This is a genomic window from Microcella frigidaquae (genome assembly GCF_014200395.1).
GTDB lineage: Bacteria > Actinomycetota > Actinomycetes > Actinomycetales > Microbacteriaceae > Microcella > Microcella frigidaquae.
In genome coordinates, this window is the sequence record NZ_JACHBS010000001.1 from 851,405 (window position 1) to 876,365 (window position 24,961).

Genomic DNA, 24,961 nt, shown 5'->3' on the forward strand with positions numbered 1-24,961 from the left:
CCCGCTCAGCGAACGGACGAGGGTTCGCGCGACGCCCCGTCGGGCTCGACGTGCTCCGCCGTCGGGCGGCGTGAGCGGATCGTCGTGGAGACCATCGTCGCGAAGGCCGTGGCGGCCACACCGATGAGGAGCGGCCACAGCAGGTAGCCGAGGAAGAGCAGGTCGGGGCTCGGCGAGATGGCGATGATCGCGATCACGAGCACGTACTCCACGATGAGCAGCAGCTTCTCGCCGACCGTCAGCTGCGGCGGGCGGCGGAGCATCACCGCGACGTGGTTGATGATCAGCGACAGCGCGAGCCCCGGCAGCACGAACGAGCCGGTGATGAGTGCCTGGAGGGTCGGCAGCGGGCTCACGTTGTTCGTCAGCTGCAGGTACCAGGCTCCCGCACCGGCGAGCGCGGCGAGCGCGGCGACGAGCGGCTGCGACCAGAGCCACATCCGCTCCCCCGCGGTCATCGCTCCTCGATGCTGTCGGCGGTGCCCAGCAGATCGGGGCGCACGGCGCGCGTGCGGGCGAGCTGCTGCTCGTGCCGCCAGGCGGCGATCGCGCCATGGTTGCCGCTCAGCAGCACCTCGGGCACCGCGAGATCGCGCCACACGGGCGGCTTGGTGTAGCTGGGGTACTCGAGCAGGCCGTCCTCGTGGCTCTCCTCGGTCAGGCTCTCGGGGTTGCCGACCACGCCCGGAACCAGGCGCCCGATCGCCTCGATCATCGCCATCGTCGCCACCTCCCCGCCGTTGAGCACGTAGTCGCCGACGCTGAGCTGGCGAACCTCCGTGCGCTCAGAGTAGTGCTCGACGACGCGCTGGTCGATTCCCTCGTAGCGACCGCAGGCGAAGACGAGGTGCTCACGGGTGGCGAGCTCGCGGGCGGTCGCCTGCGTGAACGGATGCCCGGCCGGGCTCGGCACGATGAGCACGCTGCTCGGGGTGACGACGCTGTCGAGCGCCTCGCCCCAGGGCTCGGGCTTCATGACCATGCCCGCGCCACCGCCGTAGGGGGTGTCGTCGACCGTGCGATGCCGGTCGTGCGTGAAGTCGCGCAGGTCGTGCACCCCGACCTCGATGAGGCCGCTCGCGCGGGCCTTGCCGAGCAGCGACACGTCGAGCACCCCGAAGAACGCGGGGAAGATCGTGACGATGTCGAGGCGCACGCTCTGCAGTCTAGGCAGAGGGGGTGTCGTCGACGGGACCGGCGCCGTGCGCATCCGGCACCGGCTCGTCGTCGGGGAGGTCTTCGAAGAGCCCCGCGGGAGGTGTGAGGGTGACGGTGCCGGCGGCGATGTCGACGAGCGGCACGATGGCGCTGACGAAGGGCACGAGGACCTCGCGCTCGGGGGTGCGGATCGCCAGGAGGTCCTGGGCGGGCAGGTGGTCGACACGTGCCACGGTGCCCACCTCGACGCCGTCGCGGAGCGCGCGCAGGCCGACCAGCTGGTAGTCGTACCAGGCGTCGGGCTCGTCCGGCTCATCCGTCGGCTGCTCGATCCAGAGGATCGCCTTGACCAGGCTCTCCGCGGCGGTGCGATCGACGACCCCCTCGAAGAACGCGACGGGCTGGCCGTTGTACCAGCGCAGCTCGGTCAGGGTGAGGGTCTTGCCGTGCCAGACCGACTCGGTCGGCACCTGCAGGGTGAACTCGGCGCCGGGCACGAAGCGACGGTCGGGGTCGTCGGTGTAGAGCTCGACCTTGAGGGCGCCCTTGAGTCCGTGCGCCTTCAGGAGACGACCGACCCGCAGCTGGGGAGCGGGCGCCGTCACTGCTGGCGAGAGTCGTCGAGATCAGTGTCGACGACATCGACGCGCACGCGGCGGCCGTCGGCCAGCGCGGTGATGATGGTGCGGAGGGCCTTGGCGGTGCGACCGCCCCGGCCGATCACGCGGCCGAGGTCCTCGGGGTGCACACGCACCTCGAGGACCTCGCCGCGAGCGGAGCTCTGCGCGACGACGGCGACATCATCGGGGTGATCGACGATCCCCTTGACGAGATGTTCGAGCGTGTCAGCGAGCACGGGGGTCAGGCCTTCTCGGCCTCGGCGTCGTCGGCAGCGGCTTCGGCGGGTGCCTCAGCGGCCTCCTCGGCTGCGGGCGCCTCAGCGGCCTCCTCGACGACCTCGGCCGCGGGGGCCTCGACGGCCTCGTCAGCGACCTCGGCGGCGGGAGCCTCCTCGGCGGCGGGCGCGGCCTTCTCGGCCGGCTTCTCGGCCTTGGGCTTCAGCACCGGCTTCTTCTTCTCGTCCATGACGAAGGCGGCCTTGGGCTCGGCGGTCTTGACGGTGCTCTTGGCACCCTTCTCGCCCTTGAAGGTGCCCCAGTCACCGGTGAGCTTCAGGATCGCGAGGACCTGCGGGCTCGGCTGCGCGCCGACACCCAGCCAGTACTGCGCGCGCTCCGAGTCGACCTCGATGAACGAGGGCTCCTCGGTCGGGTGGTACTTGCCGATCTCCTCGATCACACGACCATCGCGCTTGGTGCGCGAGTCGGCGACGACGATGCGGTAGTACGGTGCACGGATCTTGCCCATGCGCTTGAGGCGGATCTTGACAGCCACGGTTCTCCAGAGATGTGTGAACGGATTGAGTCGCGGTCGGTTGCGTGGGGCACATCGACGCGAAAGCTCGTGAGCGGTGCTCGCGGCGCCTGATTAGAGGGTCGGGCGTGCGAGCGCTCGATCTCCCATTCTGGCAGACTTTCGCACCCCGCGCCGCCGCGGCCGGATGCGGGGGCCTAGCGGTGCCCGTCGCGCCAGCTCAGCCACTCGCGCACGGGGGCCATGTCGAACGCGGGCCCTTCGAGTCCGAGCGTGAAGAGGGTCGCGCCCGCGGCGTGCAGCGCGTCGGCCTCGGCCATCGACCGCTCGCGGATCTCCACGGAGATCTCGATCTCGCTCACATCGCGACCCACGGCGGCGCCGTGCTCGGCGAGGATGCCGAGCTTGCGCTCGAGCGTCGGCACGTCGGCGAACGAGTGCCAGATGTCGGCATGCTGGGCGACGATCCGCAGCGTCTTCTTCTCGCCGCCGCCACCGATGAGGATCGGGATGTCGCGGGTCGGCGCGGGGTTCAGCTTCGTCCAGCGGTCGCGGATGACGGGCAGGTTCTCGGCGAGGGCATCCAGCCGCCCGCCCACCGTGCCGAACTCGTAGCCGTACTCGACGTAGTCGCGCTCGAACCAGCCCGAGCCGGTTCCGAAGACGAAGCGGCCGGTGCCGCCCTTGGCGCTGATGTGGTCGATGGTGCGTGCCATGTCGGCCTGCAGGTTCGCGTTGCGGTAGCTGTTGCAGTTGACGAGCGCGCCGAGCTCGGCGCGCGTGGTCTGCTCGGCGATCGCGGCGAGCATCGTCCACGACTCGAAGTGCAGGCCGTCGGGGTCGCCGTAGAGCGGGTAGAAGTGGTCCCAGTTGAAGATCACGTCGACGCCGAGCTCATCGAGCTCGGCGGCCGCGTCGCGGATGCGCTCGTAGGGGGTGTGCTGGGGCCGCAGCTGCACGCCGAGGCGCACGGGTCGAGGAGTCATGCCTCCGAGCCTACGGCGGGAGTCGATGCCCGTCCCGACACCGCGGGGGTCACGCGGCCGGAGCCGGCGCGGTGCGCGGCCAGGGCGCCGCGCCCTCCAGCTGGGCGGCCAGCCCGAGCAGCAGAGCCTCCCCCGCGCCGTCGACCGCTGGCCGCGCGACGAGCTGCACGGCGAGCGGCACCCGGGCGCCCTCGTGCCAGCCCGCGGGCACAATGGCCGCCGGCCAGCCGAGCAGGTTCCACAGGGCGGCATACGGCGCGTAGCCGATGTTGGCGCGCAGGTTCGCCACCCAGCCGCGGCGGTGCCAGCCCTCGGCGACCGGGCCCGGCTGGGCGAGGCCCGGCGTGAGGATGACGTCGAACCCGGAGGTCGCGACATCCATGCGGGAACGGAGCCGGTCGACGGGCCCGGAACGCAGCGCCCCGAGGCGCCGCAGCACGCGCCCGGCGCGCACGTGCGCCCGCACGCGCGGCTCGAGATCGCGCGGCGCCAGCCCCTCGTGCGCCGCATCGTCGGCGGCGCCGGCGAACCAGCGGGCGAGCACCGGCACCGGGTCGGCCGGGTAGGGCAGGGCGAGGTCGACGACCTCGTGCCCGAGCGACCGGAGCACGTCGGCGGTGCGATCGGCGGCGGCCTTCCACCGCGGATCGAGGCGCGCCAGCGGGGTCGGGATGCCGGTCGCGAGCCCCACGCGCAGCGGGCGGTCGGGCAGGCTCGGGAGCGCGAGCGCGGGAGCCCCGGCCATCACGGAGAGCAGCAGCGCCGCATCCGCCGCCGTGGTCGCGAGCGGGCCGTTCTCGCTCATGCCGAACCAGCTGTGAGCGCCCATGTCGGCGGGGACCAGCCCTGAGCCGGGCTTCACGCCGACGAGGCCGCAGTTGGCGGCGGGGATGCGGATCGACCCCATGCCGTCGGCGGCGTGCGCGACGGCGACCATGCCGCTCGCGACAGCAGCGGCCGAACCGCCCGAGGAGCCGCCCGAGGTGCGCTCGGGGTTCCACGGATTGCGGGTCGTGCCGTAGACCGAGTCCGTCGTGCCGAACACGCACAGCTCGGGAACCCGGGTGATGCCGATGACGATCGCCCCGGCGGCGCGCAGCCGGGCGACGACGGGATGATCGGCCTCGCGCGGAGCGGCGCTCGTCGCCGCGCTGCCCTCGCGCATCGGCTCGCCGGCGACCGGCACGTTGTCCTTGATCGCGATCGGCACGCCCGCCAGGGGCAGGTCCTCCCCCGCCGCGAGACGGCCGGCCAGAGCCGCATCGAACGTCGCGGCTTCGGCGAGCGCCGCCTCGGCGCGCACCACCTGGAAGGCGCCCAGCGCGGGGTCGAGCGCCGCGATGCGGTCGAGCGCGGCCCGGGTCTCGGCGACGGCGGTCGTGGTGCCGGCGCGCACGGCGGCGGCGGTCTGGGTGGCGGTCGACGGAGTGGTCGGCGCGGCTGGCTCCGCAGCGCTGGGGAGGGTCATGCCCTCACCCTACGACGGCCGCGCGCCCCAGCCCACGCGATGCGGCGGGTGCCGAACGAGGGCTCAGCGGCCGAGCAGCCGCTGGATCGTCTCGAGGTCCTCCGGCGTCGGCTGCGCACCGGCGGCGCCTCCCCCGCCGAGACCGAACCCGGCACCGGAGGCGCCCGCCCCCGCCGGCTTCACACCCTGCGCGCGAGCGGCCTCCTCGGCCGCGCGCTTCGCCGGGTTGCCCGAGCGCGAGGCGCCCTTGCCCTTCTTCTTCGCCTGCGCCTTGCGCAGCGAGGCGGCACCACCCCCGCCGCCCATGCCGGGCATCGGACCCATTCCGGGAACCTGCGGCACGCCGCCCTTGGCGACCGTCTTCATCATCTTCGCGGCCTGCTCGAAGCGATTGACGAGGGCGTTCACCTCGGTGACGGTCGTTCCCGAACCCTTGGCGATGCGCAGGCGGCGCGAGCCGTTGAGCAGCTTCGGCATGCGGCGCTCGGCGAGGGTCATCGACTGGATGATCGCCTCCGTGCGCACGAGCTCTCGCTCGTCGAAGTTGTCGAGCTGCTCGCGCATGCCCCGGGCGCCCGGCAGCATGCCGAGCATCCCCTTGAGCGAGCCCATCTGCTTGAGCTGCTGCATCTGGACGAGGAAGTCCTCGAGCGTGAAGCTGTCGGTCGCGAACTTCTCGGCCGTCTTGCGGGCATCCTCCTCGTCGAAGGCCTTCTGCGCCTGCTCGATGAGGGTGAGGATGTCGCCGAGGTCGAGGATGCGGCTCGCCATGCGGTCGGGGTAGAACGGCTCGAAATCGCCGAGGCCCTCGCCCGTGCTCGCGAACATGATCGGCCGGCCGGTGACGCTCGCGACGCTGAGCGCGGCACCGCCGCGCGCGTCGCCATCCAGCTTCGACAGCACGACGCCGGTGAAGTCGACGCCCTCCTGGAAGGCCTTGGCGGTCGCGACCGCGTCCTGCCCGATCATCGCGTCGATGACGAACAGCACCTCATCGGGGTCGATCGCCTTCCGGATGTCGCCGGCCTGCTTCATGAGCTCGGCGTCGACACCGAGGCGGCCCGCCGTGTCGACGATGACGACGTCGTGCAGGGCCGTGGCGGCGTGCTTCACGGCGTCCTTCGCGACCCGCACCGGGTCGCCGACGCCGTTGCCGGGCTCGGGCGCGAACACGGCCACGCCGGCCTGCTCGGCCACCACCTGCAGCTGCTGCACGGCGTTCGGGCGCTGGAGGTCGCAGGCGACGAGCAGCGGGGTGTGGCCATCCGCCTTCAGCCACTGGGCGAGCTTGCCGGCGAGCGTCGTCTTTCCGGCACCCTGCAAGCCCGCGAGCATGATGACCGTGGGCGGGTTCTTCGCGAACTGCAGGCGGCGCTGCTGCCCGCCGAGGATGCCGATGAGCTCGTCGTTGACGATCTGCACGACCTGCTGCGCCGGGTTCAGCGCCTTGTTGACCTCGTCGCCGAGGGCGCGCTCGCGCACGGCGGCCGTGAAGTCCTTCACGACCGGCAGGGCGACGTCGGCGTCGAGCAGCGCCTTGCGGATCTCGCGCACCGTGCCGTCGACGTCGGCCGGGCTCAGCTTGCCCTTCGTGCGCAGGGCGCTGAAGGTCGCTGTCAGCCGGTCGGAGAGGGTGCCGAAGGTCGCCATAGTGGCCCCATTCTAGGCGGCGGGCTCTGGTTGACTGGGCCCACGGCCTCGGGGCCGCACCGGCACCGCATTCGAGGAGGAACCATGCGTCGCGCGATCTTCGGTCATGAGCCCCAGGTGGATGCGGAGGCCTGGGTCGCCCCGAATGCGACCCTCATCGGCCAGGTGCGCATCCACCCGCGCGCCTCGGTGTTCTACGGAGCCGTGCTGCGCGCCGACCGCGACCTGATCGAGCTGGGCGAGGGCTCGAACCTCCAGGACAACGTGACCGTGCACGGCGACCCCGGCAAGCCGACGATCGTCGGTCGCGGGGTCAGCGTCGGGCACAACGCGATGCTGCACGGCTGCACGATCGAGGACGACTGCCTCATCGGCATGAGCGCCACCGTGCTCAACGGCGCCGTCATCGGGCGCGAGTCGCTCGTCGCCGCGGGCGCCGTCGTGCTCGAGGGCACGATCGTGCCGCCGCGCTCGCTCCTGGCCGGGGTGCCTGCGAAGGTGCGGCGCCAGCTGAGCGATGACGAGGTGGCGGGCATCCGCCGCAACGCCGAGACGTACCTCATGCTCGCGGCCGAGCACGCCGCGCTCGACGAGGGCTGACCCCCTAGGGCACCAGGCTCGCGGCGAAGACGTGCGGCGTGAAGCCCGTGAGGTCGCCGATGCCCTCGCCCTGCCCGATGAGCTTGATCGGGATGCCCGTCTGCTGTTGAACGCGCAGCACGAAGCCGCCCTTCGCCGAGCCGTCGAGCTTCGTCACCACGAGCCCGGTGACGCCGGCGCTCTCGAAGAACGCCTCGGCCTGCGCGACGCCGTTCTGCCCGGTCGTGCCGTCGAGCACGAGCAGGGTCTCGGCGATCGGCGCGAGCTTCTCGATGACACGGGTGACCTTGCCCAGCTCATCCATCAGGCCCGCCTTCGTCTGCAGGCGGCCGGCCGTGTCGATGATGGCGATGTCGATGTTGTTGTCGATCGCGAACTGCACGGTCTGGTAGGCGACGCTCGCCGGGTCCTGCCCGGCGTGCTGCGGCCGCACGACCTGCACGCCCGCGCGCTCGGCCCACGTCGCGAGCTGGTCGACCGCCGCGGCCCGGAACGTGTCGGCCGCGCCGACGACGACCGTGCGGCCGTATCCGGTCAGGAACTTCGCGAACTTGCCGATCGTCGTCGTCTTGCCGACGCCGTTGACCCCGACGACCAGCACGACCGCGGGGCGGTTGCTCAGGGTGAGGGTCGGGTCGTGCGCGGCGAGCCGCTCCTCGAGGGCCTCGCGCAGCATCCGCTTGAGGTCGGCGGGGTCGGTGGTCTTGAACTGCGCGACCTTCGCGCGCAGCTCGTCGAGCAGCTCATCGGTGAGGTCGGGGCCGAAGTCGGCGCCCAGGAGTGCCGTCTCGAGGTCGTCCCAGGTGCCCTCGTCGATGGTCGGGCTCGTGAACAGCCCGCGCAGGGCGCCGCCCAGGGACCATCCGCGCTCAGCCATGCACCCAGCCTACTTCGCCGGTTCGCTGTGCCAGATCTGGCGCTTGTGGGCGCTATCCCGGCGGGGATCCGCCCCGAGGCGGCAAATCTGGGGCCACCGCCCCGTTCCAGGAGCATCAGGGCACAGCGATTGGCCGGATGCCCGCACCCCGTCGAGCGCGAGACTTCCAGCCGCGTGCCCGCAACCGCCGAGCCACCGATTCGAGCACCCGGCGAGGATCTCCATAGAGATCGGCCTTGCTGCACCGCACGGCGCTCCAATCGGCATCGGCGTAGGCGTCAAACCGGCGGAGGTCGCTCGCGAACACTCGGTCGTCCGTGCGATGGCCGTCGCCCTCGTACTCGACCAGAACGCGATACTCGGGCCAGCCGAGGTCGGGGTGGAGGTTACCGAGGGGCGTGCTAACACCGGGCGCGACCTCCGGCGCGGGAAGACCTGCTCGCGCGATGAGCAAGCGCAGATGCGTCTCAGGCCGCGAACGGACACCGGCGCGCGACAGCAGGAGCGCTTCGGCGAGAGCCGCGGACCCTGCACGGCGGGAGCTTCGCGTCAGCATCCTCTCGGTCTCCATCACCGTGCCCCCCTCGTCCGCAAGGCGCGCCGCATCGACGAGCGCAACGAGGTCGGGAAGCGAGAGATGCGAGGCGGCCGTGAGCAGCACGGACCCGATCGTGCCGGTGCGGAGCGGCACGAGTTCTCCTGTCGACAGCGGGCACAGAATCTGTTCGACGACAGGCGGTTCGAGGTCGCGCTGGTGGCCGACGACTCCGAGAGATCGGGGTGGATGCACGCCTCGGGGAACGACGACGTGCAACGGGCCATCGGTCGCGGCCCGCGGCACGGGGAGGCCCCGCAGCGAAGCCGCGGTGATGCAGGAGAACCACGCCGCGGGGTGCATGACCTGGGTGTAGGCCCACGCGCGGTCGACGACAGTCGAGGGACGGATCGTGAACGTCGCCACGCCGCGGAAAGGGTGGTGAACATCCGCACGACGGAGACGATCCGGGCTGATGCCGAGAGCGCGGGCAGAAGCCGTCGAAAGCGATTCGCCGACCGCAGCGTCAGGGAGTGGGTGAGGAGTGCGAGGCATGCGCGACACCCTTGCGGTCAACGAGCCGCCCAGATGGGGCGGCCTGACAACTGTCAGATTGGCCACTCGAGCGGCGCACTGTGAGGGAATAGCACCCACACGCGCCAGATCTGGCCCTGAGCTCAGGCGTCGCGCAACCGCTCGTAGATCTTCTTGCAGTCGGGGCAGACCGGGAACTTCTCGGGGTCTCGGCCCGGAATCCACTTCTTGCCGCACAAGGCGCGCACGGGCTTGCCGGTCAGCGCCGACTCGATGATCTTGTCCTTCGGCACGTAGTGCGAGAAGCGCTCGTGGTCGCCGTCCTCCAGCTGCTCCTCGTTCAGGAGCTTCTCGAGCTCGCGGTCGAGCACGTCGACACCCGCACCGCCGTCCTGCCCGGGGCCGCCCGGTTCATCGAGAGTCGCCATGCGCTCAGTCTACGGCGGCGACGGATGCCCGCACCGGGCCGCCCTCCCGGCACCCATCCCGACCTCCCAGCTACGAGCGCAGGGCGAGGTCGAGCAGCTCGGGCGCCCGGCGCCGGAAGGCCCGGCCGCCGGCGACGAGACCGAGCAGCAGCATCCCGATGCCGGTTGCGAAGCCCGCGATGCCGCTCACGGCGAACCACGCCGGGTCGGTGAAGCCCCATGCGGCGGTGATCAGCGCCGGAGCCATGAGCACCAGGGTGGCGAGAAGCGCGAGCGCCTGGGTCCAGCCGGCGCGGGCGCCGAGCGCGGGCGGCTGGTCGAAGGGTCCGGCGCCGGGCCGCGCGGTCGGGTATGCGCCGACGGCGGAGGTCACGCACGAGACGCCGAGGCCGGTGAGGAGAAGGCCGACCGTGACACCCAGGAGGGCGGGTAGCGCGCCCTCAACGCCCGACCAGAGCACGAAGAGCGGCGCGGGCGGTAGCAGCAGCAGACCGATCAGCAACGGTGGCACACAGCGGCCCCAGCGGTCGGCGATGCCCGGCACCGGGGCCGCGACGTGCACCCACAGAGCCGTGCCGTCGTAGGCGGCGTCGTTGTGCGGGAACCAGCCCAGGAAGAGGGCGAGCACCGGGAGAGGCAGCAGCCAGAGCGGCGGCAGGGGCGACCCCGCGACGCCGAGGGTGAGCATCATGAGCACGGGCGCGAGCGGCAGGACGAGCAGCACCAGCCCGTAGCGCGGGTCACACAGCCAATAGAGAAGGCTGCGCACGGCGATCACCCCGGCCGGGCTGGCGGGAGCGACGTCGAACAGGCCGAGCCCGGTGGTGGACGACTCCTTCTGTGTGCGCTGCGGGGTCTCGAGCAGTCGGGCGACCACCCAGCCCCAGCCGAGGGACAGGACGACGAGCATGACCACGCCGCCGAGCAGGCGGACCAGCAGCTCTGCGAGCTCGCTGCCGGGCGCGGCCCACAGCAGGCCGATCGGCGTGCTCGCCAGCCCCGCCCCGACGGCGACGAGCGCCTCGGCGGACTCGGGGTCGCCGACGACGAGCACCGTGACGAGCGCGGCGGCGAGCGCCAGCACGACCACGACGCGCGCCACGGCGGTGACCGCCCGGCGGGCCGCGGCCGACACCCCCAGCTGAGCGCCGACTGCGACGAGGTACTGCGAGGTCAGGATGATCGCGAGCGCCCCGAGAACACCCGCGACGATGGCGGCACCGCCGGCGGGGGTTCCCGCCCAGGCCAGCTCGAGCCCGATGCCGAGCACCACCGCGAGCACGCCGGGCAGCCCGACCGCGCCGGCTGCGGCGAGCGAGAGCGCGAGGCGACGGGGGTCGAGAGGGAATGCGGCGAAGCGCCGCGGCTCGAGCGCGGAGCCGAGACCGGCGCTCAGCGGCGCGACGGCGATGCCGACCGAGAGCGCGCCGGCCACGATGACGATCGCCGCACGGTGCTCGGGAAGCCCGGGGTCGACCACGAGCGCGAGAGCGATGACCGCCGTGCCGATCCCGATGGCGAGCGCGAGCACCGGGAGCGCACGCGCCAGGTCGCGGCCGGGGCGCAGCGCCGAGCCGAGCAGCGCGAACTTCAGACGGAGAACGTGGTCAGCCACTCGAGACCCTCCACGGCGACGCGTCCGCCGGCCAGCTCGACGAAGCGCTCCTCCAGGCTGCGCCCGTCGCGCACCTCGTCGAGGGTTCCGGCGGCGAGGATGCCGCCGTCGACGATGACCGCGACCGCATCGCACACCCGCTCGACGAGGTCCATATTGTGGCTCGACAGCACGACGGTTCCCCCCGCGGCGGCGTAGCGGTGCAGGAGGTCGACGGACTGCGCGGTCGAGACGGGATCGACGGACTCGAAAGGCTCGTCGAGCACCAGCAGCGCCGGTGAGTGGATGAGCGCCGCGGCGAGCGAGACCTTCTTCACCATGCCGACCGAGTAGTCGCGCACCGGGCGCTCGAGCGACCCGTCGAGCCCGAGGGCCTGTGCCAGGTCGTCGGCCCGCGCCCGCGCCGAGGCGCGGTCGAGGCCGTGCAGCACGGCGGTGTAGTAGAGAATCTGGGCTCCGGTCAGCCGGTCGAAGAGGCGCATCCGGTCAGGCAGCACGCCGATAAGACTCTTGGCCTTCTGCGGCTCGCCCCACACGTCGACGCCGCGCACGCGCACGGCACCGCTGTCGGGACGCAGCAACCCGGCCGCCATCGACAGCGTCGTGGTCTTGCCGGCGCCGTTCGGGCCGACGAAGCCGAACAGGCTGCCCTGCCGCACCGCGAGGCTCACCCCGTCGACCGCGACCGCGCGGCCGAAGGCCTTGCGCAGCCCGTCGATCTCGAGCACGACGGGCGCGTCTGGCACGGGGACCGATGCCGCCTTCTCCGGGGCGGTCCGCTGCGCCGCCGCGGCCGGTTTGCGCAGCGGCGACCCCGATCGAGCGGGGCGACCGGATGCGGACGAGCGGGCGGGCTTGCCCGAGCGCTGGGGCGAGGCGGGCGAGGATTCCACGCGTCCACGGTATCAACGGCCCGCATCCGCCCGTCGGCGGCCCGCGGAGCCGGGTCACGGTTCGGAAACGAATGGTGAACAGAACGTGACCGGAGCACGACCTCCCGGCTAGCCTTGAGGAGCACAACGGTGTGTCCACCTTCTTTCCCCGACACATCAGGAGCCCCACATGACTACGCAGGTCGTCATCCTCGCCGCCGGCATGGGCAGTCGCCTCGGCCGCGAACTGCCGAAGCCGCTCACCGAGCTGAGCGACGGGCGCACCATCATGCAGCAGCAGCACGACAACATCGCCGCCGCGTTCGGCACGGACGTCGCCATCACCACCGTCGTCGGCTACAAGCTCGAGCACATCATCGACGCGTTCCCCGAGGTCGAGTACGTCTACAACGAGCAGTACGACCAGACCAACACCTCCAAGAGCCTGCTGCGCGCCCTCAAGGCGACCGGCAAGCACGGCGTGCTGTGGATGAACGGCGACGTCGTGTTCGACCCGCAGGTTCTCGTGCGCGTCGCGGGCCTCGTGCACGCCGACCGCTCGTTCGTGAGCGTCAACACCTCTGCGGTCAGCGACGAGGAGGTCAAGTACACGGTCGACGCCGAGGGGTACATCCACTCGCTGTCGAAGACGGTCGTCGGCGGCCTCGGCGAGGCCGTGGGCATCAACTACATCTCGAGCGCCGACAAGGCGGTCCTGATCCACCACCTGACGCGCTGCGGCGACCAGGACTACTTCGAGCGCGGCCTCGAGCTCGCGATCGAGCACGACGGCATCCGCGTCGAGCCGGTGGACATCAGCGACCTGTACGCGGTCGAGATCGACTTCGCCGAAGACCTCGAGCGCGCCAACCTGCACGTCTAGCCTGCGCGCTGCGCGCGCATCCACCCGCACCGTCAGCCACTGACGGGCGAACGGGTGCACCGCGCGCTAGCGTTGAGCCTCGTGACCACCGCTCCGCCGCCGCGACCCCCGCGCAGCCCCGCGCAGGTCTACCGGCAGTCGCTGTGGCTGCTGACCGCGCGCGACCTCAAGGTCCGCTACGCCACCTCGTGGCTCGGCTACGTGTGGTCGGTGCTCGACCCGCTGGTCATGGCCATCATCTACTGGTTCATCTTCACCGAGATTGTCGGGCGTACCGTCGGGGAAGCTCCATACATCGTCTTCCTGCTCGCCGGACTGCTGCCCTGGATGTGGTTCAACGGCGCGGTCGGCGACGCGACGCGGGCATTCATCAAGGACGCGAAGCTCGTGCGCTCGACGCGCATCCCCCGCACGGTCTGGGTGAACCGCATCGTGCTGTCGAAGGGGATCGAGTTCCTCGCCGCCATCCCCGTCATCGCGATCTTCGCGGTCATCTTCGGCGCCGAGCTCACGATCGGCGTGCTGTGGTTGCCGGTCGCGATCCTGCTGCAGGCCGTGCTGACGGTCGGGCTCGGCCTCATCATCGCGCCGCTCGTCGTGTTCTTCCGCGACCTCGAGCGGGCGGTGAAGCTCATCCTCCGCTTCCTGTTCTACGCCTCGCCGATCATCTACGGCCTCTCCGACCTCCCCGCCGGTCTCGACCTGTGGGCCTCGTTCAACCCGCTCGCCGGCATCATCTCGCTGTACCGCGCGGCATTCTTCCCCGACCAGTTGGATGCGCGCGCCGTGCTGATCGCAGCCGCCATGAGCCTCGTCATCCTCGGCGTGGGCATCCTCGTCTTCCGCCGCATGGTGCGCGCCGTGCTGAAGGAGGTCTGATGGGCGAGCAGCAGTCCGGCACCGTGGGCGCCGAGGTCGTGATCCGGGTGAGCGGAGCGGGCATCCGCTTTCGCCGCAATCGACGCGGTCGCCGCTCGTTCAAAGACCTGTTCGCCGGCCGCAACCGTCGGTCGCGGCCCGGCGAGTTCTGGGCGCTGCGCGGCGTCGACGTCGAGGTTCGTGCGGGTGAGGCCATCGGCGTGGTCGGGCGAAACGGTCAGGGCAAGTCGACGCTGCTGAAACTCGTCGCAGGCGTGATGCTGCCTGACGAGGGAACCGTCGAGGTGACGGGGGGCGTCGCGCCGCTCATCGAGATCACCGGCGGCTTCGTCGATGACCTCACCGTGCGCGAGAACGTGTACCTGACCGCCGGGCTGCACGGCATGGCCAAGCACGAGATCGACGCCCGGTACGACGAGATCATCGACTTCGCCGAGCTGCGCGACTTCGTGGGCACCCCCTACAAGCACCTGTCGAGCGGCATGAAGGTGCGGCTGGCGTTCTCGGTCATCTCGCGGCTGGAGGAGCCGATCCTTCTCGTCGACGAGGTGCTCGCGGTCGGCGACAAGGCGTTCCGCGACAAGTGCTACGCGCGCATCGACGAGCTGCTGCGCGGCGGGCGCACCCTGTTCTTCGTCTCACACAACGAGCGCGACCTGAAGCGCTTCTGCACCCGCGGGCTCTACCTCGACGGCGGCGCGCTCGTGCTCGACGCCCCGATCCGCGACGTGCTCGCCGCGTACAACCGCGACCACGGCGGCACCGCTGTCGCGGAGTAGCCCTCTCGTACACTGGGGGCGACGACCCCCGGGAGGCCGCCCATGACTCTGGTTCCGAACGAGCCCGACCCGCTGCTCGTCCGCGGCCTGCGGGCCGCGATGTCGGCACAGCGCCCGGCGGTGCTCGCCCACATCCGGTCGATCCGGCGGCAGTACCCGCACGCGACGCCCGACCAGGTGGTGCGGATCCTCGAACGGCGGTTCCTCACCAGCGTCACCCTGACGGGCGCGGGCAGCGGGGCGGCCACGCTCATCCCCGGTGTCGGCACGGTCGTCGGCCTCACCGTGATCGGCGTCGAGACCGTCGCGTTCTTCGAGATGACGGCGCTGTTCGCGCAGTCGGTCGCCGAGATCCACGGCATCGTCGTCGACGACGAGGAGCGCGCGCACAACCTCGTCATGGCGCTCATGCTCGGCGGCCCCGGCAAGGACCTCGTGCAGCAGTTCATCGGCCAGGCGACGGGCGTCGGGCCCGACCGCACCCAGTACTGGGGCGAGTCGATCACCGCGGGCATGCCCAAGGCGCTCGTCACGATGCTCAACAAGCGGCTGCGCGACGAGCTCGTGAAGCGGCTCACCGTGCAGCAGGGCGGCAGCATGGCCGGCCGCCTCGTGCCCTTCGGCATCGGCGCGGTCATCGGCGGCGCGGGCAACCGCATCATCGGCACCAAGGTGGTGCGCAGCGCGCAGGCAGCGTTCGGGCCCGCACCGAGCGCATGGCCGGCCGAGCTGGCGGCGCTCAGTCCCCGGTCGGCGCCTCGTCCTCGTCGTCCTCGTCGTCGAACGGATTCGACTCCGACGTGATCCGGTCGCCGGCGTGCTGCGCGGCCACGCGCTCCCACTCGGCGTACAGCGCATCCACGGCGGCATGGAAGCGCGCCGTCGCGGCCCCGGGCGTCGTGTCGCCGAAGTAGCGCGTCACCCAGTGGGTGAGCTTCTCGTGCGCCTCGGCGCTCGTCAGCACGCGGTCGATGGCGGGAACGATCTGCGCGGCATCCTCCGCCGCCACCCACTCGCAATCGCTGAGGTACCCGGTGTCGTCGATCTCGGCCTCGGGCGACGCGGGCCGCGCGATCAGGATCGGCTTGCCTGTCGCGAGCCGGTCGTAGACCATCGCCGAGATGTCGGTGATGGCGACGTCGGCGGCGGCGAGCTGCCAGCCGAGCGCGGCTCCCGTGTCGTGCACGTGCTGCGCGGACGGGTCGGCGGCGTTGGCGCGCTCCAGAGCCGCGATGATGCGCCGGTTCGCGTCGCGGTAATCGCGGCTCACCACCCCGCTGCGCGGGTGCGGGCGATAGATCACGCGGTGGCGGCCGGTCGCGAGCAGAGCATCCACGATCGCCTCGCCGTGGCTGGCGATCGAGCCGTACGCCGCGGCGGGGCGGTCGCCCTCCCAGGTGGGGGCGTAGAGCACGACCGTGCGGTCGTCCGCCGCGTAGGGCGTCTCGCCGGCGAAGTGGTCGGCCTGCGGGCGCCCGATCTCGAGAGTGCGGTGCTCGACGTCGTACGACCACAACTTGCGCGCCAGGCGGTCGCGCGCCGCCTGCCCCGCGACGAAGGCGTAGTCGTACGCCTTGTACTGGTTGGTGGTCATGTACATCTTGTCCGACTCGCCATGGTTGATGAACACGTGCCACATGCGGCCATAGCGGAACATCTGGAAGTTCTTGGTGTTCTGGTTGACGTAGAACACGATGCGCAGCGGCTGCTCGGCGACGAAGCGCTCGAGGTCGGTCACCTTGCGCAGGTAGACGGCGGGCACGGGGGCCTCGTCGAGCAACGTCATCATCGTGCCCGGGCTGCGGCTGATGATCGCGACCGGATGCTCCCGGGCGAGCTCGGCGAGCGGCGCGTACCACTGCCGGATCTGGTACAGGTTCACCCGGGTGTCGGCGAAGTAGACGGCGATCTCGATGCTGCCGGGGGCGGGCGGGGTCTCGTTCTCGAGCCGCCGGGCGAGCAGGTTTCGGTTGCGGCGCGAGCGCATCAGGTCGCGCACAATGCGGCGCGCGGTCTTGTACTGGCCCACGATCTTCACGCCCACGATTCTCCCAGCGGGCTCCGGACCGGCCCGACCAAACGGCGACACCGTTACCGACTTGTTCACACGACACGACGAGGTGACAGAATCGGGCGCGATGGCCCGCTTCACGTTCAGCGCCGGCAACGCGCGCGCTCTCGCCCGCGCCCCGCTCTACGCGCTGGGGGCGCTGGTCGCGCTGCTCGTGCCGCGGAGCCCGCGGCGCTGGGTGCTGGCCTCGGGCATCGGGCTCGGCGAGGGAGCGCTCGCGCTGCACGATCATGCGCGCGCCGTCGACCCCGCACGGCACCTAACCTGGCTCGCCTCCAGCCGCACCGAGCTCGCGGCGGCGCGGGCGCGCGGCATGCGCGCTCTGCCCAAGCGGGGGCCGCGCGGCCTCTGGGCAACGCTGCGCGCGGGCGTGGTCGTCGTGACGCACGGCTTCGGCGACGTCAACCGCTTCGGCGTGAGCGGCGCGCGCGTCGTGCAGCTGTGGCACGGCATCCCGCTGAAGCGCCTCCACCTCGACACCGGCGCCGCGTTGCGCCTTCCGCTCATCGGGCGCCTGCCGGGCGTCACCCGCCTCATGGCGGCGCTGTACCGCCGTGCGGGGGCCCAGATCGCGCTGTTCCCGGTGGCCTCCGATCGGGTCGGAGCGCGCATCCGCAGCGCGTTCGGCCTGCCGGCGTCGCGGGTGATCGCGGTCGGTGACCCGCGCGACGACGTGCTGCTGCGCGGCACCGCGGAGTCACGGCGGGAGACGGCCCGTGCTCTCGTCTCGGAGGCCCTGTGCGCGTCGGGCGGCGACGCGCTGCCGGATGCGGGCCCCGTCGTGCTCTACGCCCCGACCTGGCGCGACGGCGCGGTGGATGCCGCGATCCCCTCCCCCGCCGAGTGGCAGGCAATCGCGGCCTGGGCCGACCGCACCGGCGCGACGCTGCTGATCCGCTCGCACCCGCTCGGCCAGGGCTCGTATGCGGAGGGCGCCGCCCGCTCGCCGCGCATCCGGCTGCTCGGCCGCGATGCCCTCACCGACGTGACCCCGGCGCTGCCGGCCGTGGACCTCGTCGTCACGGACTACAGCTCGATCGCCTTCGACGCCGCCATCGCCGACGTGCCCAGCGTCTTCTTCGCCCCCGACCTGCCGCAGTACCTGGCGACCCGCGGGCTGTACCAGCCCTACCGCGAGTTCAGCGGCGGCGAGCCCGCGACGACGTGGGCCGAGACGCTCGACCGCATCGATGCCGCGCTCGACGGCCCGGGCCGGGAGGCCGCGCTCGCGCACGCCCGCTGGCTGCGGGACGAGCTCGTCGACCACCTCGATGGCCGTGCGACCGAGCGCGTGCACGCGGCCATCCTCGGGGTGCTCGGCGAGCCGGTACCCGCCGCGGACAACGACTCGGGCGCGATCACGCGCGCCGCACGGCGGCTCATCGTCGACTATGCCGAGGTCGACCACACCACCGTCGCGTTTCGCGGCACCGCTCCGGCTCGCATCGCCCGGATCTCACTGGTCGGACCACGGCAGACGATCGCCCTGCAGCACGACCAGGTCGGCAACAGCTTCTCGGCCGGGGCGAGCCTGTTCGGCGAGCGCTGGGGCATCGCCGACCTCCCGCCCCGCAGCGACGACTACCGCCTCGAGGTGCTGTTCGAGGGCGACGAGCGCCCGAGCACGCGCGCGACCGTCGTGGCATCGCTCGACCCTGCCTTCCGCACCGACTGGCTGCGGGCCGAGCTGCGCGCCGACGCGGGCACCCTCGTGCTGCGCGTCGAGCCGCCGCTCGCGGACGACGAGCGGGGGGCATCCGCCCAGAAGCGCCTCGAGAAGGCGTACCGGCGTCGCCCCGCGACACCCGAGAACGCCGTGTTCTTCGAGAGCTTCTACAGCCAGACCGTCGCCTGCAACCCGCTCGCGATCGACCGCGAGCTCGCGCGAGTGCGCCCCGACGTGACCCGGTACTGGTCGGTCGTCGATCGTTCGATCGCGGTGCCGGAGGGTGCGATCGCGCTCGTCGAGGGCTCGGCCGAGTGGTGGCGGGTGCGCGCCGACGCCCGGCTGCTGGTCGTCAACGACTGGCTGCGCAAGCGGTGGATGCCCCGCCCCCACCAGACCGTGCTGCAGACCTGGCACGGCACCATGCTGAAGCGGCTCGCGCTCGACCGCGAGGGCGTCAGCCTGCGCACGCGCATCGCCGTGCGGCTCGAGAGCCGCCGGTGGAGCGTCATGCTCGCGCAGAACGACTACGCCGCCGCGATCTTCCGCCGGGCCTACGCGTTCCACGGCCCGGTATGGATCGAGGGCTACCCGCGGGACGACGTGCTCACCACTCTGAGCGCGGCTGACCGGGAGTCGCTGCGCTCCCGGCTCGGAGTGCGGCCCGGGCAGCGCGCCGTGCTCTACGCCCCGACCTGGCGCGACGACACCGCCCACATGGTCGACTACCTCGACCTGCCCGGGCTGCCCGCGGCCCTCGCCGACCTCCCCGGGGAGCACGTCGTGCTCGTGCGCGGGCACAGCCGCACGCTGCGCCACGGGCGCGACGTCGACGCCGCGGGCCTCATCGACGTGACCACCTACCCCGACATGACCGACCTGCTCGCGGCCGCCGACGTGGTCATCACCGACTACAGCTCGCTCATGTTCGACATCACCGCCGTCGACACCCCGCTCGTGCTGTTCACCCCCGACCTCGAGCACTACCGGCGCGAGCTCCGCGGCTTCTACTTCGACCTGCTGGCCGAAGCGCCCGCGCCGGTCGCCCGCACCCGCGCCGAGGTGCTGGCCGAGCTGGCGCGCCTCGCGACGGCGGCGACGGCAGGGGATGGTGCGGCGGCTGCGGCGCCCGCAGGCCCAACCCCCGCGCTGCTGCGCTGGCGCGAGCGCTTCACCCCGCACGATGACGGTCGGGCCGCCGAGCGGGTCGTGGCGCGCATCCTCGCCGAGGGGATGCTGCCGCCGGCGTGATCGGAGCCCGCGCCGCGCGTGGGGCGCGCTATGACTCGATGCGCGACCGGTCGACCGCGTCGCGCGCGCCGACAGCGACCCCGCGCAGGAACCCTGCCCCCCAGCTCAGATGCATGACCACGATCACGCCGACGAAGGTCAGGCGGTCGGCGAACCGCTCGCCGCTCGACCGCCGCACCAGCAGCACGAGCAGCAGGGCGAGGTACAGCACCGGGCCCAGATAGACGGGCGACAGCAGCCACGCCGGCCAGCCCGACACCACGCCGGTCAGCTCGAGGACGAGCAGCACGAGACTCGCGACGAGCGAGAGCACGAGCGCGGGTGGCGCGAAGTAGCGCAGCGAGTTGCGACCGCCGAGGCGCCGCACGAGCTCGCCCCGCCAGATGCCGGTCGCGCGGAACTGCCGGGCGAGCTTGCTCCAGGTGTCGCGCGGCCAGTAGGCGACACGCAGTGCCGGATCGAACCAGACCAGATGACCCGCCGCGCGGAGCCGGAAGTTGAGCTCCCAGTCCTCGCCGCGCTTGAGGCCTTCGTCGTAGAGCCCGACCTGCTCGAGCGGGCCGCGGCGCATGATGCCCAGGTAGGCGCTCTCGGCAGGCCCCTCGGATGCGGCGCCGTGGTACGCGCCGCCCCCGAGCCCGAACCGGCTGTTGTAGGCGCGGGCCACCGCCGTCTGCACCCGTCCGCGCCCGGTCGCCACCATGAGACCGCCGAGGCTCGCTGCGCCGGTGCGCTGCAGGCTCGCCACCCCGAGCGACGTGTAGTCGGCGGGGAGCTCGGTGTGGGCATCCACGCGGATGATGATGTCGTGCGCCGCGGCCCGGATGCCCCGGTTGAGGCCGACCGGGATCGACAGTTGCGGGTTCTCGACGATCGTGATGCGCGGGTCGGCGGCGGCCCGTGCGGCGACCCGCTCGGTCGTGCCGTCGGTCGAGGGGCCGAGCACGACGACCAGCTCGCGGGGCCCCTCGTAGCGCTGGGCGAGCACGCTGTCGATGGCGGCCTCGATGTAGGCGGCCTCGTTGTAGACGGGCATGACGTAGCTGACGGCGGGATGCGTCGCTGCGGCCGTGCCCATAGCTCTCGAGGCTACTGCCTCGCCCGCCGAGACGTCGGCCCCGGCCGAGCCCCCTCTGCGGTGGGGTGCTCGACCGGGACCGGCGCGGCTTCTGACGTCGCCCGGGCTACTGCAGCTCGCCCAGCGTCACCTCGACACGCTGTGCGGCTCCGTCTCGCACGTAGACAAGCTCGGCGTTCGCGCCGCCGGGCAGCACCCGCACCTGTGCGGTGAGGTCGACGCTGCCGGCGATCGGCACGCCGTTGAACTCGGTGATGATGTCGCCCGCCCGGAGGCCCGCGACCTCGGCCGCTCCCCCGGGCACGACGCTGTCGATGAGCGCACCGGCGACCTCGCTGCGCGGGTCGTTGAGGGCGTCGGTGACCGTGGCGCCGAGCAGGCCGTGGCTGGCCGTACCGTTCTCGATCAGCTCGGTCGCGATGCGCTGCGCGAAGTTGGCCGGAATCGAGAAGCCGACGCCGATGCTGCCCGACTGCCCCTGGCCGCCGCCGGCGGTCGCGATGGCCACGACGATGCCGATCAGCCGGCCCTCGTCGTCGAGCAGCGCACCGCCCGAGTTGCCGGGGTTGATGGCCGCGTCGGTCTGGATCACGGGCAGCGAGACGGTGCCCGAGCTGAGCGGGCGCGGGTCGGTCCCCTCGGTGCCGGGAACGTCGAAGTCCCAGAAGTCGAAGGGGGCATCCTGGCCGTTATCCGGCTCGGGCGCGACATCGAGCTGCTGCCCGGGCACGGCGGAGGAGCGGACCGTGATGGACCGGTTGAGCGCCGAGACGATGCCGTTCGACACCGAGCCGGCGAGGCCGAGCGGGGCGCCGATGACGACCGTGCGGTCGCCCACATTGAGCGCGTCGGAGTCGGCGAACTCGATGGTCGGAAGTCCCTCGGCCCCCTCGAGCTTGACCACCGCGAGGTCTGCGATCGGGTCGCTGCCGACGAGGGTCGCGGGGAAGATGCGGCCGTCGGAGAGGGTCACGCGGATGCTCGGCTCGAGCGTCGCTCCCTCGAGGGTGGCCACGTGGTTGTTGGTCAGCACGTAGCCGTCTTCGGAGAGGATCACGCCGGAGCCGTTGCCCGACGTTCCGCCGCCGCCGACGGTCAGCGTCACGACGGCGGGCATGGCCTTGGCGACCACGGCGGTGACCATCGTGGCGTCGCCCGGGTCGTTGACGGTGATGGTGGAGGGCGCGGCGGGGACACCGGAGACGGCGCCGGGCTGGCTGGCGAGCACCGCGGCGACGACACCGCCGCCGGCGACGCCGCCGATGAGGGCGCCGACGGTCAGCATGCCGAGCAGGGGCGCGAGGGCTGGCCGGCTGCGGGTCGGGGTTGCGGGAGCGGGCTCGGAAAGTGCCGGAGCAGGCTCCTCGGCGGGCGCGGCGGCCAGCTCGGATGCACCGGGCTCGGCGGCAGGCGGTGTCGGCGCGGGAGTGTCGGCCGAAACGGGGTCGACGTCGGGCTCCGGCACCGCGGGGGTCTCGGGGCTGGTGGTCATGGGAGGGCTCCTTTCGCCGCTGTCAGCGTCCTCCGCAAACCTGTGCATTCTATTTGCCGCGACTTGGTGGCATCCGACCCTTCGCTCAACCCTCCCTTGGTCAGCAGCCCGGCCCGTGCGGCGCCGTGGCGCAGTCGCGATCGACGAGCACCGTGACGGCGCTGCCAGCGACGGCGACGAGGTCGTTGGCGGGCACGACGAGAACCCCCGTGAGCCCCTGCCACGCTCCGCCGGCGAAGCGGTACTCGGCGGCGAACTCGACGTCGAGCTCGATCACGTAGGTGCCGGCGGCGCGATAGGTGTGACTGGTGGGGGTGGCGTCGAACTCGCGCAGCCCGAGCGCCTGCCAGGTCGCGCCCGGCGTGGTGAGACGCGCCGCCGAGCTGTCTCCGTAGCGCCAGCGATACCCGACGGGCGTGAAGCGCACGTCGGCAGGCAAGCCCAGCAGGGTGCCCGAAACGATGTGCGTTCCGGTGCGCGCGTAGATGTTGGTGGGCAGCCCGACGACCATCCAGCCGTCTGGCTGCATCGACTGCCGTGGCGCCTGCGGCCGGAAGGCGGCGACGTCGCTGAGGGTCAGGGGCGGGATGCTCGGACTCACCGTGCCGTCCCCCGGCTTGTCCTGGCCCTCGCCGTAGCAGAGCCCCGCGAAGACCTCCTCGCACGGCATCGGGGGCAGCGGGGAGCCGGCGCCGTTGCCGCCCCCGGGAGCCGAGCCACCGGACCCGCCCGCGGAGCCGCCCGGCGCGCCGACGAGCGTGAGATCGCCGTTCAGCAGCGCGCTGTCGCCCTCGATGCTGCCGCCGACGTTCGGGCAGCCAAGCTCCAGAGCCGTCCCAGAACACTGCTCGGGAGTTGTCGCGCTCGCAGGAGGGTCGGGGAGGAGGGCGGCCGTAGCGAGGCAGGCAGCTAGGAACAAGTAATGCTGTTTGCCCACAGCTCACTCCGACTTACCAGTAGTTCTTCCTCAGTGGCGCCGGTCAGTTCAACTTCCAGCGTGGCCGCTGGGGAGCGATCAGCGGGTGTCACGTCGACGCCATCTTCGTCCACTATCCGGGTTCCGGTGACGTCCAAGCACGCGTAGATGGTCACAGCGACCGAACCGTTCGGCTCCTGGAACCACTGCTGAAGCTCAACACCGACGAGGAGCGATCGGCCTTCGATGGTCCACCCGTTTGCATTCAGCCTTTCCGCGATCGGCCTCTCGTTTTCCACGAAGTCCGTCGTTGCAACGGACTTCAGGACAGAGAGATCGCGAGGCGGTTTTGCGAGTACCGCATTCGACACAGCGAGGTACTCCTCGTACGCCTCCGTGGCCGCGGCGAGCGCCTCCTCGTCAGAGGCGAAGAGCGGAGCGCGGGCCGCGGGCTCCTCCGGGGGCGGGAGGCGGGTCGGCTCGGCGCAGGCACTGAGGGCCGCGATGAGCAGCACGAGCGGGGCGACGGCGAGGCGGAGACGGCGCGGCATTGCACCGACGGTAGGACCAGAGCGCGCATCCCGTGCCCGTTGTCCACACCCTCTCCACACTGCCCCGGGGGCCGTTCTGTACCCCGAATCCCGTCCCCCGAAGACGGGGTGCACAGAATCGTCTGGTGGCCGCCTACACTGACGAGACCACCGTCCTACCACCACCCAAGGGCACCTCCAATGACGCAGCCCCACCTGACCGACGTCGAGACGATCCTCGACGCCGCCAGCGACATCATCCAGAACGACGGCTACGCGGCGGTCTCGCTGCCGTCGATCGCCCTACGAGCGGGTCTCACCGTCGAGCAGGTCGAGGAGATGTTCCCGAGCGCGAACGACGCCATGGTCGCGATGCTGAACCGCGAGTTCCACGGCATGTACGGGCTGATCGTCGAGAACATCGAGCGCGATCCGCGGGGCGGGCTGCTGTCGCGTATGTACACGTACATCCTCAGCGCGGTGTACGAGCGGCCGCTCGCGAAGACGCTGTTCGTGATCGACCGCGAGGCGCTGAACTCGATCATGCGCAACTCGAGCAGCTACACCTACACGCCGACCATCGGCATCCGGGGGGAGCTCATCGAGGCGCTGCAGTCGGCCGGCATGGTACGGGCCGATGTCGACTCGCGGCAGATCTCGAGCATCCTGTCCGTGTGCTCTGCAGGCCTCGCCCTGACAGCGCCACACGATGACCTCGGGCTCATCATCGACGGGCTCTCAACGTTGCTCTCGCGCGGGGTCGACGCCGACGTCGACGACACCACACCGGGCAAGACGGTCTTCTACGACTGGGCGACCCGGCTGACCCTGCCGAAGAGCGAGAGCTAGGCCGCCGTCGAGAGCCGCAGTGCGCTCGACGTCGCGTCGACCATGACCACGAGGGCTCCGATGATCGGGCGAGCGTCGCTGAGGGTGTCGCGCAGAGGGTGCAGCTCGATCGATCGGACAGCCGCCTTGGCACGACCGCCGTGCCACGGCCAGACGGTCTGAGTCCGCCCGTTGAGCACCTGGTGCCACGCCGACTCGATCTCGGCCGCCGCGAGCCCTCCGGCCAGGCGCGTGACGGGGGCTCCGAGCAGCGGTGCGGCGCCGTCAGCACCGCAGTCGACAAGACGGCCAGCGACATCGACGAGGAACCACGAGCCTCCGGCACTACCCACGTGCTCATAGAGGCCATTCAGTACGACCGAGAAACGCAGCACGAGCGCGTCCACCGACGACGTCGTTCCCGCGTTGATCCAGTCGATCGAGCTGGTGGTGGTGTCCATCGTGGTCTCCTCGAACATCGTGTGCAGCCG

The 24,961-nt window shown here is 71.7% G+C and carries 26 protein-coding genes; 7 read left to right on the plus strand and 19 right to left on the minus strand.

What is annotated here, in order from left to right:
- Positions 1-5 precede the first annotated feature (5 nt).
- The 8 genes from BJ959_RS04255 to ffh all read right to left on the minus strand — a co-directional run bounded on the left by BJ959_RS04255 (position 6) and on the right by ffh (position 6,636).
- A complete protein-coding gene (locus BJ959_RS04255) occupies positions 6-458 on the minus strand; it encodes a hypothetical protein (RefSeq protein WP_153981587.1) in 453 nt (150 codons plus the stop codon).
- Positions 455-1,156, minus strand: a complete 702-nt coding sequence (trmD, locus tag BJ959_RS04260; RefSeq protein WP_153981586.1) for a tRNA (guanosine(37)-N1)-methyltransferase TrmD — start codon at positions 1,154-1,156, stop codon at positions 455-457. Before trmD ends, BJ959_RS04255 begins: the two co-directional genes overlap by 4 nt.
- Before the next feature lie 10 nt (positions 1,157-1,166).
- On the minus strand, positions 1,167-1,763 hold the full coding sequence (gene rimM / locus BJ959_RS04265; protein ID WP_153981585.1) for a ribosome maturation factor RimM: 597 nt from the start codon (positions 1,761-1,763) through the stop codon (positions 1,167-1,169).
- A complete protein-coding gene (locus BJ959_RS04270; protein ID WP_153981584.1) occupies positions 1,760-2,014 on the minus strand; it encodes an RNA-binding protein in 255 nt (84 codons plus the stop codon). Before BJ959_RS04270 ends, rimM begins: the two co-directional genes overlap by 4 nt.
- Before the next feature lie 5 nt (positions 2,015-2,019).
- Entirely contained in the window at positions 2,020-2,553 is a 534-nt protein-coding gene (gene rpsP / locus BJ959_RS04275) for a 30S ribosomal protein S16 (RefSeq protein WP_153981583.1), read from the minus strand.
- 176 nt (positions 2,554-2,729) lie between these two features.
- Complete coding sequence (locus tag BJ959_RS04280) at positions 2,730-3,518, minus strand: LLM class F420-dependent oxidoreductase (protein ID WP_153981582.1); 789 nt, start codon at positions 3,516-3,518, stop codon at positions 2,730-2,732.
- A gap of 49 nt (positions 3,519-3,567) precedes the next feature.
- Positions 3,568-4,986 carry an amidase family protein gene (locus tag BJ959_RS04285; RefSeq protein WP_153981581.1) on the minus strand — a complete coding sequence of 473 codons (1,419 nt, stop codon included), beginning with the start codon at positions 4,984-4,986 and terminating at the stop codon, positions 3,568-3,570.
- Between the two features lie 63 nt (positions 4,987-5,049).
- A complete protein-coding gene (ffh, locus tag BJ959_RS04290) occupies positions 5,050-6,636 on the minus strand; it encodes a signal recognition particle protein (protein WP_153981580.1) in 1,587 nt (528 codons plus the stop codon).
- An 84-nt stretch (positions 6,637-6,720) separates the two neighbouring features.
- On the opposite strand from ffh, the gene BJ959_RS04295 reads away from it, so the two are divergent.
- On the plus strand, positions 6,721-7,236 hold the full coding sequence (locus BJ959_RS04295) for a gamma carbonic anhydrase family protein (RefSeq protein ID WP_153981579.1): 516 nt from the start codon (positions 6,721-6,723) through the stop codon (positions 7,234-7,236).
- A 4-nt stretch (positions 7,237-7,240) separates the two neighbouring features.
- Here the strand turns inward: BJ959_RS04295 and ftsY are convergent, their stop codons facing one another.
- The 5 genes from ftsY to BJ959_RS04320 all read right to left on the minus strand — a co-directional run bounded on the left by ftsY (position 7,241) and on the right by BJ959_RS04320 (position 12,118).
- The gene (gene ftsY, locus BJ959_RS04300) at positions 7,241-8,113 is read right to left on the minus strand and encodes a signal recognition particle-docking protein FtsY (RefSeq protein WP_153981578.1); all 873 of its coding nucleotides are present in this window, start codon (positions 8,111-8,113) and stop codon (positions 7,241-7,243) included.
- A gap of 115 nt (positions 8,114-8,228) precedes the next feature.
- Positions 8,229-9,074 carry a hypothetical protein gene (locus BJ959_RS04305; protein ID WP_153981577.1) on the minus strand — a complete coding sequence of 282 codons (846 nt, stop codon included), beginning with the start codon at positions 9,072-9,074 and terminating at the stop codon, positions 8,229-8,231.
- A gap of 251 nt (positions 9,075-9,325) precedes the next feature.
- Positions 9,326-9,610: a DUF3039 domain-containing protein gene (locus BJ959_RS04310; RefSeq protein ID WP_153981576.1), complete on the minus strand. Its 285-nt coding sequence runs from the start codon at positions 9,608-9,610 to the stop codon at positions 9,326-9,328.
- 70 nt (positions 9,611-9,680) lie between these two features.
- Positions 9,681-11,225 (minus strand): hypothetical protein, encoded by a 1,545-nt coding sequence (locus tag BJ959_RS04315; RefSeq protein WP_153981575.1) that lies wholly within the window; start codon positions 11,223-11,225, stop codon positions 9,681-9,683.
- Positions 11,201-12,118 carry an ATP-binding cassette domain-containing protein gene (locus tag BJ959_RS04320; protein ID WP_153981574.1) on the minus strand — a complete coding sequence of 306 codons (918 nt, stop codon included), beginning with the start codon at positions 12,116-12,118 and terminating at the stop codon, positions 11,201-11,203. The genes BJ959_RS04315 and BJ959_RS04320 overlap by 25 nt, the downstream gene beginning before the upstream one ends.
- A 169-nt stretch (positions 12,119-12,287) precedes the next feature.
- Here BJ959_RS04320 and BJ959_RS04325 point away from each other — a divergent pair, with 169 nt between their 5' ends.
- From BJ959_RS04325 to BJ959_RS04340, 4 genes are all read left to right on the plus strand, one after another.
- The gene (locus BJ959_RS04325; RefSeq protein ID WP_153981573.1) at positions 12,288-12,980 is read left to right on the plus strand and encodes a phosphocholine cytidylyltransferase family protein; all 693 of its coding nucleotides are present in this window, start codon (positions 12,288-12,290) and stop codon (positions 12,978-12,980) included.
- Between the two features lie 81 nt (positions 12,981-13,061).
- Positions 13,062-13,859, plus strand: coding sequence for an ABC transporter permease (locus BJ959_RS04330; RefSeq protein WP_153981572.1), 798 nt, complete (start codon positions 13,062-13,064; stop codon positions 13,857-13,859).
- Entirely contained in the window at positions 13,859-14,638 is a 780-nt protein-coding gene (locus tag BJ959_RS04335; RefSeq protein WP_153981571.1) for an ABC transporter ATP-binding protein, read from the plus strand. Before BJ959_RS04330 ends, BJ959_RS04335 begins: the two co-directional genes overlap by 1 nt.
- 42 nt (positions 14,639-14,680) lie before the next feature.
- Positions 14,681-15,442: a hypothetical protein gene (locus BJ959_RS04340; protein ID WP_183321870.1), complete on the plus strand. Its 762-nt coding sequence runs from the start codon at positions 14,681-14,683 to the stop codon at positions 15,440-15,442.
- Here BJ959_RS04340 and BJ959_RS04345 read toward each other — a convergent pair.
- Complete coding sequence (locus tag BJ959_RS04345; RefSeq protein WP_424960750.1) at positions 15,378-16,676, minus strand: CDP-glycerol glycerophosphotransferase family protein; 1,299 nt, start codon at positions 16,674-16,676, stop codon at positions 15,378-15,380. The genes BJ959_RS04340 and BJ959_RS04345 overlap by 65 nt on opposite strands.
- 100 nt (positions 16,677-16,776) lie before the next feature.
- Between BJ959_RS04345 and BJ959_RS12590 the strand changes: the two genes are divergently transcribed.
- Positions 16,777-19,626 (plus strand): CDP-glycerol glycerophosphotransferase family protein, encoded by a 2,850-nt coding sequence (locus tag BJ959_RS12590; protein WP_243738986.1) that lies wholly within the window; start codon positions 16,777-16,779, stop codon positions 19,624-19,626.
- 28 nt (positions 19,627-19,654) lie between these two features.
- On the opposite strand, the gene BJ959_RS04360 is transcribed toward BJ959_RS12590, so the two are convergent.
- From BJ959_RS04360 to BJ959_RS04375, 4 genes are all read right to left on the minus strand, one after another.
- The gene (locus BJ959_RS04360; RefSeq protein WP_153981570.1) at positions 19,655-20,704 is read right to left on the minus strand and encodes a glycosyltransferase family 2 protein; all 1,050 of its coding nucleotides are present in this window, start codon (positions 20,702-20,704) and stop codon (positions 19,655-19,657) included.
- Positions 20,705-20,810: 106 nt separating this feature from the next.
- Positions 20,811-22,196: a S1C family serine protease gene (locus BJ959_RS04365; protein WP_165879031.1), complete on the minus strand. Its 1,386-nt coding sequence runs from the start codon at positions 22,194-22,196 to the stop codon at positions 20,811-20,813.
- 100 nt (positions 22,197-22,296) lie between these two features.
- Positions 22,297-23,133: a hypothetical protein gene (locus BJ959_RS04370; protein ID WP_153981568.1), complete on the minus strand. Its 837-nt coding sequence runs from the start codon at positions 23,131-23,133 to the stop codon at positions 22,297-22,299.
- Positions 23,106-23,663 (minus strand): hypothetical protein, encoded by a 558-nt coding sequence (locus tag BJ959_RS04375; RefSeq protein ID WP_153981567.1) that lies wholly within the window; start codon positions 23,661-23,663, stop codon positions 23,106-23,108. Before BJ959_RS04375 ends, BJ959_RS04370 begins: the two co-directional genes overlap by 28 nt.
- Positions 23,664-23,843: 180 nt before the next feature.
- Here BJ959_RS04375 and BJ959_RS04380 point away from each other — a divergent pair, with 180 nt between their 5' ends.
- Complete coding sequence (locus BJ959_RS04380) at positions 23,844-24,491, plus strand: TetR/AcrR family transcriptional regulator (RefSeq protein WP_153981566.1); 648 nt, start codon at positions 23,844-23,846, stop codon at positions 24,489-24,491.
- Here the strand turns inward: BJ959_RS04380 and BJ959_RS04385 are convergent.
- Positions 24,488-24,931: a hypothetical protein gene (locus BJ959_RS04385; RefSeq protein WP_153981565.1), complete on the minus strand. Its 444-nt coding sequence runs from the start codon at positions 24,929-24,931 to the stop codon at positions 24,488-24,490. The genes BJ959_RS04380 and BJ959_RS04385 overlap by 4 nt on opposite strands.
- Positions 24,932-24,961: the final 30 nt, after the last annotated feature.

Excerpts from the sequence above, each read along its gene's own strand:
- BJ959_RS04310 (WP_153981576.1), bottom strand. The coding sequence starts at position 9,610 with ATGGCGACTCTCGATGAACCGGGCGGCCCCGGGCAGGACGGCGGTGCG.
- BJ959_RS04340 (WP_183321870.1), top strand. The coding sequence starts at position 14,681 with ATGACTCTGGTTCCGAACGAGCCCGACCCGCTGCTCGTCCGCGGCCTG.
- BJ959_RS04280 (WP_153981582.1), bottom strand. The coding sequence starts at position 3,518 with ATGACTCCTCGACCCGTGCGCCTCGGCGTGCAGCTGCGGCCCCAGCAC.
- BJ959_RS04325 (WP_153981573.1), top strand. The coding sequence starts at position 12,288 with ATGACTACGCAGGTCGTCATCCTCGCCGCCGGCATGGGCAGTCGCCTC.
- BJ959_RS04335 (WP_153981571.1), top strand. The coding sequence starts at position 13,859 with ATGGGCGAGCAGCAGTCCGGCACCGTGGGCGCCGAGGTCGTGATCCGG.
- BJ959_RS04385 (WP_153981565.1), bottom strand. The coding sequence starts at position 24,931 with ATGGACACCACCACCAGCTCGATCGACTGGATCAACGCGGGAACGACG.
- BJ959_RS04375 (WP_153981567.1), bottom strand. The coding sequence starts at position 23,663 with ATGCCGCGCCGTCTCCGCCTCGCCGTCGCCCCGCTCGTGCTGCTCATC.
- BJ959_RS04295 (WP_153981579.1), top strand. The coding sequence starts at position 6,721 with ATGCGTCGCGCGATCTTCGGTCATGAGCCCCAGGTGGATGCGGAGGCC.
- ftsY (WP_153981578.1), bottom strand. The coding sequence starts at position 8,113 with ATGGCTGAGCGCGGATGGTCCCTGGGCGGCGCCCTGCGCGGGCTGTTC.
- BJ959_RS04285 (WP_153981581.1), bottom strand. The coding sequence starts at position 4,986 with ATGACCCTCCCCAGCGCTGCGGAGCCAGCCGCGCCGACCACTCCGTCG.
- ffh (WP_153981580.1), bottom strand. The coding sequence starts at position 6,636 with ATGGCGACCTTCGGCACCCTCTCCGACCGGCTGACAGCGACCTTCAGC.
- BJ959_RS04255 (WP_153981587.1), bottom strand. The coding sequence starts at position 458 with ATGACCGCGGGGGAGCGGATGTGGCTCTGGTCGCAGCCGCTCGTCGCC.
- BJ959_RS04365 (WP_165879031.1), bottom strand. The coding sequence starts at position 22,196 with ATGACCACCAGCCCCGAGACCCCCGCGGTGCCGGAGCCCGACGTCGAC.
- BJ959_RS12590 (WP_243738986.1), top strand. The coding sequence starts at position 16,777 with ATGGCCCGCTTCACGTTCAGCGCCGGCAACGCGCGCGCTCTCGCCCGC.
- BJ959_RS04380 (WP_153981566.1), top strand. The coding sequence starts at position 23,844 with ATGACGCAGCCCCACCTGACCGACGTCGAGACGATCCTCGACGCCGCC.
- BJ959_RS04360 (WP_153981570.1), bottom strand. The coding sequence starts at position 20,704 with ATGGGCACGGCCGCAGCGACGCATCCCGCCGTCAGCTACGTCATGCCC.